Origin of the sequence: Psychrobacter sp. Ps7, assembly GCF_022129225.1 — a bacterium.
Taxonomy (GTDB): Bacteria; Pseudomonadota; Gammaproteobacteria; order Pseudomonadales; family Moraxellaceae; genus Psychrobacter; species Psychrobacter immobilis_A.
The window spans coordinates 124,610-131,767 of the sequence record NZ_JADQAH010000005.1 but is presented as its reverse complement, the minus strand read 5'-3'; the positions used below and the strand labels follow the sequence as shown (position 1 = coordinate 131,767).

General features: G+C 42.3%; 7 protein-coding genes and 1 tRNA gene. 2 read left to right on the top strand and 6 right to left on the bottom strand.

What is annotated here, in order from left to right:
- Positions 1-1,142: ribonuclease Z (locus I3257_RS03535; protein WP_346014807.1), on the top strand; the 1,142-nt coding region annotated here is incomplete at its 5' end.
- Positions 1,143-1,181: 39 nt separating this feature from the next.
- Here I3257_RS03535 and I3257_RS03530 read toward each other — a convergent pair.
- Entirely contained in the window at positions 1,182-2,144 is a 963-nt protein-coding gene (locus tag I3257_RS03530; RefSeq protein WP_238048836.1) for an ATP-binding protein, read from the bottom strand.
- Positions 2,145-2,213: 69 nt separating this feature from the next.
- Here I3257_RS03530 and I3257_RS03525 point away from each other — a divergent pair, with 69 nt between their 5' ends.
- Entirely contained in the window at positions 2,214-3,230 is a 1,017-nt protein-coding gene (locus tag I3257_RS03525) for a serine/threonine-protein kinase (protein ID WP_238048835.1), read from the top strand.
- Positions 3,231-3,314: 84 nt separating this feature from the next.
- Here the strand turns inward: I3257_RS03525 and I3257_RS03520 are convergent, their stop codons facing one another.
- From I3257_RS03520 to I3257_RS03500, 5 genes are all read right to left on the bottom strand, one after another.
- Positions 3,315-3,740, bottom strand: a complete 426-nt coding sequence (locus I3257_RS03520; protein ID WP_060490678.1) for a hypothetical protein — start codon at positions 3,738-3,740, stop codon at positions 3,315-3,317.
- Complete coding sequence (locus tag I3257_RS03515; protein WP_238048834.1) at positions 3,737-4,267, bottom strand: hypothetical protein; 531 nt, start codon at positions 4,265-4,267, stop codon at positions 3,737-3,739. Before I3257_RS03515 ends, I3257_RS03520 begins: the two co-directional genes overlap by 4 nt.
- An 11-nt stretch (positions 4,268-4,278) precedes the next feature.
- Positions 4,279-4,674: an outer membrane protein assembly factor BamE gene (locus I3257_RS03510; protein WP_201539591.1), complete on the bottom strand. Its 396-nt coding sequence runs from the start codon at positions 4,672-4,674 to the stop codon at positions 4,279-4,281.
- A 330-nt stretch (positions 4,675-5,004) separates the two neighbouring features.
- A tRNA-Leu gene (locus I3257_RS03505) sits at positions 5,005-5,089 on the bottom strand.
- Between the two features lie 215 nt (positions 5,090-5,304).
- Positions 5,305-7,143, bottom strand: coding sequence for a sigma 54-interacting transcriptional regulator (locus tag I3257_RS03500; RefSeq protein ID WP_238048833.1), 1,839 nt, complete (start codon positions 7,141-7,143; stop codon positions 5,305-5,307).
- Positions 7,144-7,158 lie beyond the last annotated feature (15 nt).

Here is a 7,158-nt window from a genome sequence, read left to right as displayed (position 1 = left end):
AAGAGAGGCAATCTATGTTGAAGCTGACTTTTTTGGGTACCTCTGCTGGTGTGCCAACCAAGCAGCGTAATGTGACCGCACTGGCGATTGAATGCTTGAATCCTTATTTGTCTGGGTCACAGCAAGGCAGTCGTCAACAGAATGCCAATCAAAATAAAAAATCGCGTCCATGGCTACTGATAGATTGCGGTGAAGGCACGCAGCAGCAGCTATTGCATACCAAGCTTTCTTTGCATCAACTAGTTGCTATCTGTATTACCCATGTGCATGGCGATCATTGTTATGGTCTGCCAGGACTGTTGGCGAGTGCCGCGATGTCAGGACGCCATGAGCCATTGACCCTTATTGCTCCAAAAGCCATCGCGACATTGCTCGAAGCCATTACCTTAACCACGGAATTGTATTTACCCTTTGCTCTTAATTTTATAGCGATTGAAGAGGTACTGTCTGAGCAAAGTGATACAAACAAGGTAAATATTCGCTTAAGCGACCAACATCAGCTTGATATTGATATCACGGCGCTGTCACATCGGGTTGCTTCTCATGCATTTGGTATCACGCAGACTATCCATCATCGCACGCTTGATACGGATAAACTGCTAGCGCAAGGTATTCCTGCAAGCGCACTATGGGGTAAATTGCAGCAAGGTCACGATGTCATCACTGAAGAGGGGCAGCAATTATGTGCAGGTGATTATGTCAATGATGACCTGTCACGAACGCGAGTAGTGGTGGCTGGTGATAACGATACGCCAGCGTGTCTCACTGCGGCGTTGGTTGATACGGATTTATTAGTGCATGAAGCAACATATACGCATGAGGTGTTGACTAAAATTCAAGGCAAAAATCCAGAGTTTGATCCAATGCATAGTAGTGCGCAATCGGTGGCTGATTTTGTGGAAAAAAGTGGCGTAAATAATCTAATGTTGACGCATTTCAGCGCGCGCTATCAGGGTTTTGAGAATCCTAATAGCAAAACGCCAAATATGGCATACATTCGTCTAGATGCTGAGAGCGTTTACAAAGGTAATCTATGGCTAGCCGCAGATTTTGACCAATACATGGTCGATGGTGCGGTTGATGTGGCAGGTATTAAAGAAAATAACCGCGTACAATATTTGGGTTCTGCATGCGGTCGTTAAGTACTGAGCGTCATCATAAAAATAACTTTTAATGAAGCTTTACGATGGATTGTCTTCAGCTGTTAATCGTGTCTGTCCTATCCAGTGGCGGCTAAACTGATACGCCACTCGTCCTGAACGTCCACCGCGCTCTGATGCCCAACGTAGCGCTGCTGCTCTGATGTTATCAGGTAGCGTCTTATTTTTTTCTTCATTATTACTTTCTTTAACGTCATTCGCACTATCTAGATGGCGGTTTGGCGAAAGTGATAAATAATGGTACACAATGTGCAAATAAGTATTTTGATCCATTGGATGAAAGGACAACCAAAGCCCAAAGCGATCAGACAGCGATACCGTCTCATCAATGGTTTCATAAGGATTGACCTCATCGGTTTGACCATTATAAATATTGACATTGTCTTTCATTAGCTGAGGCAATAGATGACGGCGATTACTGGTCGCATAAACCAATAACTTGTCTTGCTCCGAATCTAGCGAGCCGTCCAATACGCTTTTTAATGTCCGATAACTTTCATCTTGACCGTTAAACGCCAAGTCATCACAGTACACCACATAGTGACAACCACACTCGGTCGGCAGTGCATTAATGGCGGCGCGTATCTTATCAAGCACGCGCAGGTCATCACGGGCAATTTCAATAATGCGCAGTCCCTCACTATGATAGGCTTGTAGCAATGCCCGAATCAGCGATGATTTGCCAGCACCACGTGTCCCTGTCATCAAGACATGATTGGCAGGATAGCCCTTTAGAAATTGCCGTGTGTTTTGTACCAGTTTTGCCTTTTGGGTATCGATACCGTGCAAGTCGTCTAAACTCAAAAATAAGTTCACTGCCAATGGCTCCAAATGTCCATTATGACCACCGACCCAGCGATAGGCGAGCTGTGCAGGGTCAATCTCGATAGTGGGCGTGACTTGCTCTTGTAGATACTGTCCGAGTAAATCTAATAAATGGTCAGGTAGGGCGTAATTCGTAACAGGCTTAGTGGATTGGGGCATAATACTCAGTCGCTCATAAAAATTAAAATGACATTTGGCATACTAGACGTATAAAGGCTTCACTTTACCATGAAAAATAGTGCCAGTAATTCCTCTAATGCAAAAGCGTGTGCAAAACAAGCATTACAAATGCAAGCGCAGCAAATGTTGCCAACATTGACTGCGTTATTCTTAAGCTTGAATTATAGCGAGATTTCGCATCAGCGCATCAGCCAGCAAGCTCAGAATAACGAGAATGACTTTCAAGGCTTGACGCGTGCCCAGCATCCACAATTTGGTCGAGTGATGATTAAATGGCAGTTAACGGCTGCTACCAATCAAAGTTTGGCGGGCTTAACCCATGAAATCCGTGTTCTAAAATCTATCAATAATTTATCAGCCAATCAAAATAGATTTCAAGACAGTCTTTTTGCTATTGCTCCGCCAATGCTCGCTTATGAAACTCTAAGGGTACAGGTACTAGATCAGTTTTCGCAGCTTACGATACTTACCATGCCATATTATCCCAGTGGTAGCTTAGCAACTCAGCTTAATGTTCAAAATCATTCGTCATTAAATTCTCAACGAAAGCATCATTTTATGGTGCAATCTGCGCACCTTATCGCCACTCTACATAGCGCTGGCTGGCTACACAATGATATTAAGCCCAGTAATATTTTGCTAGATGATTTTTTGCCAAATCATGCGGATGATAGCTGTATCAAGGCTAATTTATTGTTAACCGACTTTGCCTTAGCAGAATGTCTTAACGCCCCAATTTTGGCAATTCCTGCTGGTACACCTGCGTATCTTGCCCCTGAACGCTGGCAAAGTCAGAGTGCGACAGTGCAAAGTGATATCTATGCGTTTGGCATCATGATGGTTGAAATACTAACAGGCAAGCGACCGTTTCAGATAAGTGCTAACAGTAATGACAAATTAAAAGCATGGGCGATTCAGCATTGCCAACAACCTATTCCAACCTTGCCGCTAGAGTATCAGAGCTATCAAGGAATTATTAATAGGGCATTAGCGAAACGAGTAGAGAGGCGGTATAAGAGTATGGAAGAGGTGTTGAAGAGTTTAGAGCAATTACGAATTTACTAAGAGTACAGTTTTATGTGGAAGAAGTTAAATAAAAAACCCACTATTTAGTGAGTTTTTTATTTTTAATGGTTAGGATATTATGTTTTACTCTACAGCATTATCTGATAAGAAAAGCGACTTCGATAAAGATGAGAAGAAATCTTGATATATTTTAGGATTCTCAATTGGCTTTAGGTTGTACTGAGCGTTAGCTCTAACGATTACAGACTTGCTAGAAGAAGACGGTCTCGCGGTTACAGTCATTCTAACCTTGTTGCCATTATACAATCTCGTCGCTGAAACAGTACCAAGGTCGGTATCAGCCTTATCAATTACAAAGCTCAAATCCTGTAACGTTGATATGACATTTCTAACAACTACAGTTTTATCACTAGTATCAAAAGATCTAGTTTGCATACTACGTAATTCTACTTGATTGTCAGCGCCTAAAATTCTGGCATCATGAGTTGTAGCGCAACCAGTAATCAAAGTTAGACAAGCTGCGAATAAAGCTATTTTTAATGTATTCATATTTTTTGAGCCTCTAAGAATACTGATTTAGATAGTTTGTTAAAGAATTCAGCATATAGCTCTTCTGTTTTCATTGTTTCGGCTTTGGTTGCCTGTCCTTGTGTATTCGTCACAATGCGTTGAAAAGTAGCTCTAGCTAAATAACCATTTTTATTGTTTTTAGACGGTAATGTTACGAAACTAACTTTTATCTGTTGCTGGCTATCAATCGACATGTTTCCGCCACCAAGTACCGCTAGTAATACAGCACCCGCTATCTGCGCATTGTTAGTAGCATCTACAGTTTTAGATGCGGTCACAACACCTGATTTTGTCTCTGTTTCATCTATTGAATATCCCATGTCTTGTAACACAGCTACCCCAGCCGAAAGAAGCTCTACCTCGTTGCTTGTTTCAAAAAATCTCGATTGCATTTGTCGATCTTGTAATGAAGTCTCTGCTACTTGAAATAAGTTTTCTGGTGGAGTGGTTGCACAGCCTGTTATTCCTAAGGCACAAGCAACAAATATATATTTCAGTTTTTTCATTTAGCTGGCCTTTAGAATTTTGAGGAATGGTATGCAAAGTCTCTTACCAAGTTTTGCTCATCAAATTTTATTATGATAGTCAGCGTTCTTTGTGATCTAGACGATGCTCCTGAGCTAGTCTGGCCACCAGCTAAAACAGCAAATACCCAGCCTGTACTTGATGACTGCACGGTATCTGTTGCTACCTTATCGTAAACCCAAACTTCTCTTCTTTTGTCGTCAGTAGAAACCATATTTGGTGAGCCAAGCGCCTGCAACACATCTGCACCACTCATTCCAACTTTAATCTGTTTTTGAACAACCCCTACAGAGATGTTTCCATTGTTTTGGACTTGGGCAGCATGCTCAGATGCTGAAACACAACCAACCAATGATAGGGCAGCCAACAAGGCAACTATAGTTTTCATTATCTTTCCTTTTGGACTATCAATAAACTTAACTCTATTATTTAAGTATGATGTTTATAGAATATCTCATACCTAAGCCTGTCAAAGGTAATGTAAACAAAAAGTTAAATAATGTAAACAATTAGTCGTTAGTATTACTAATTAATTATAAATATTGTTTTATTGTAATTATTAGATAGGTGTGGGTTTGTATTTCAAAATACTAATGTGGTATTAAAGAAAAGCGAAGGAGATTTGAAGTGAGTGTTTGTTTTCCGACAAAATACAGACACAAAAAAACCTGCTAGAAAGCAGGCTTTGATATTTGGTCTAAGATGTACTATCCGAAAATGGTGGGGCTGGAGAGACTCGAACTCTCACACCTTGCGGCGCCAGAACCTAAATCTGGTGCGTCTACCAATTCCGCCACAGCCCCATTTTCCGTTACTCTATCATTATTAGCGTTTAAACTCAAACACAATATAGACAGTTAACTGATTCGGTAGTGCGTCTCAGTGGTTGGCTATTATATAGAGTTTGAAACGTTTGGCAACCCCTATTTGCATTTATTTTTAAATATTTATCATTTATTTTCACTTATTTTTATAAGTTATTGATATTAATGGTGTTTAATTTTATAAATTTGCGCCTTTAATAACGATTGTTTTGTCCTTCTGCTAAAGAAATATCTAATTGCTGTAATTTACGTGTCAGGGTATTGCGCCCCCAACCGAGTAAATTAGCAGCAGCGATCTTTTTGCCACCACTATGGTTGAGCGCCGCCGTCAATAAAACGCGTTCAAACTCAGGAGTTGCCGTCTGCAAGATATCGGTTTCTCCTGTTTGTAGCGATTGCTCAGCCCAAGCAGCCAATGCTTGTTGCCAACTTGAACTGTGGGAATGAGGGCGTATTTGGTCATTGTGAGTCATAGCTTGTGAAGGCTGACTTTGCTCTTGATATTCTTCTAAATCAGACGAGATATTTTCAAGCAGCTCTGGTGGCAAATCATCCACCATCACGGTGTCGCCTGTGGCCATTACGGTCAACCAAAGGCAAACATTCTCAAGTTGGCGGACATTGCCGCGCCACTCAAAAGCCTGCATGATATGTAGTGCTGTCGGATGTAACTGTTTCTCTGCACTGTTCATCTGTTCAGCAGCCCGCTGCATAAAGTAATGGGCTAATGCTGGAATGTCTTCAGGTCGTGTCCGTAATGGCGGCAACGGCAAGCGAATTACATTGAGGCGATAAAACAGATCTTCACGGAATTTGCCTTGTTTGACCAGTTCTTCTAAGTTTTGATGAGTAGCGGCAATGATGCGTACATTCACTTTGACCGGCTGCTGTCCACCGACGCGAAAAAACTCACCATTGGCCAGTACTCGTAGCAGCCGAGTTTGGGTGCTATAAGGCATATCGCCAATTTCATCTAGAAACAATGTCCCACCATCCGCTTGCTCAAAACGCCCTTGTCGCGTCGTCGTCGCACCAGTAAACGCTCCTTTTTCGTGACCGAATAATTCAGATTCAATCAAATCATGTGGAATGGCGGCCATATTTAGGGCAATAAAAGGCTGCTGGTGACGCGGTGAGTGCTGGTGCAACGCACTGGCGACCAATTCTTTGCCCGTGCCTGATTCACCAGTAATCAGGACAGTAATGGGTGAGTGTGCCAGTCTGCCAATGGCACGAAACACCGTCTGCATCGCTTGTGATTGCCCAATGATGCCGCTCGGATTGTCATTAGCACTGATAACAGGTTTAACTTTAATTTTAGGGCTGGATGTTTTATTGGTTTGGCTGATCAGAGTAGCCTTGCTAGCAAGCTTGGATCGGGTATTGGGTTTTACCTGCATATTGGGTAAAGTATTTGATGGATTTTTGGTAATTGTCTTCGGAGTAGGTGTAGCTGTTGAGTTTGCTGCCGCCGCTGCCAGCATATTGGGCTGATAATTAATGGCTTTATAAATCGTGACGACTGCATCATCTAAGTCAAAAGGTTTTGGCAGATATTCAAAAGCACCTGTTTGATAGCTATTAATAGCAGAGGTGAGGTCGGAATGCGCCGTCATAATGACAATGGGCAGCTTAGGGAAATGCTCATGTACCCAATCACTAAAAGACAAACCATCCATCATGGACATACGAATATCGGTCAATATCACATCGGGCAACTGAGCGGCTGATTCCTGCTGTTGCAAAATATCGTTGAGGCGTGTCCACGCCGCTTGCGCTTGGGTAAAGCTAATAACGTTTAAGCCTGCGTCTTCAAAAGTATCTGCCAATACCAAACGCAGGGCTGCATCGTCATCGATGAGCCATAACGTTGCAGGGTTAGCATCGGGCGCATTATTGACCGTTACTTTTGTAGCTTGATTATCAGGTTCTCGTTTATCAGACTCTCGGTTACTAGATTCTTGATTGTCTGATGTTTGGGCAGAGCCTTGATTGTCGCTGTTAGATGTGGCGTGGTCATTATATGCAGTCATTTATCAGGCCTAATA

Bases quoted from the DNA above. Each gene is read 5' to 3' on its own strand.
- I3257_RS03530 (WP_238048836.1), bottom strand. From the start codon at position 2,144: ATGCCCCAATCCACTAAGCCTGTTACGAATTACGCCCTACCTGACCAT.
- I3257_RS03525 (WP_238048835.1), top strand. From the start codon at position 2,214: ATGAAAAATAGTGCCAGTAATTCCTCTAATGCAAAAGCGTGTGCAAAA.
- I3257_RS03520 (WP_060490678.1), bottom strand. From the start codon at position 3,740: ATGAATACATTAAAAATAGCTTTATTCGCAGCTTGTCTAACTTTGATT.
- I3257_RS03515 (WP_238048834.1), bottom strand. From the start codon at position 4,267: ATGAAAAAACTGAAATATATATTTGTTGCTTGTGCCTTAGGAATAACA.
- I3257_RS03510 (WP_201539591.1), bottom strand. From the start codon at position 4,674: ATGAAAACTATAGTTGCCTTGTTGGCTGCCCTATCATTGGTTGGTTGT.
- I3257_RS03500 (WP_238048833.1), bottom strand. From the start codon at position 7,143: ATGACTGCATATAATGACCACGCCACATCTAACAGCGACAATCAAGGC.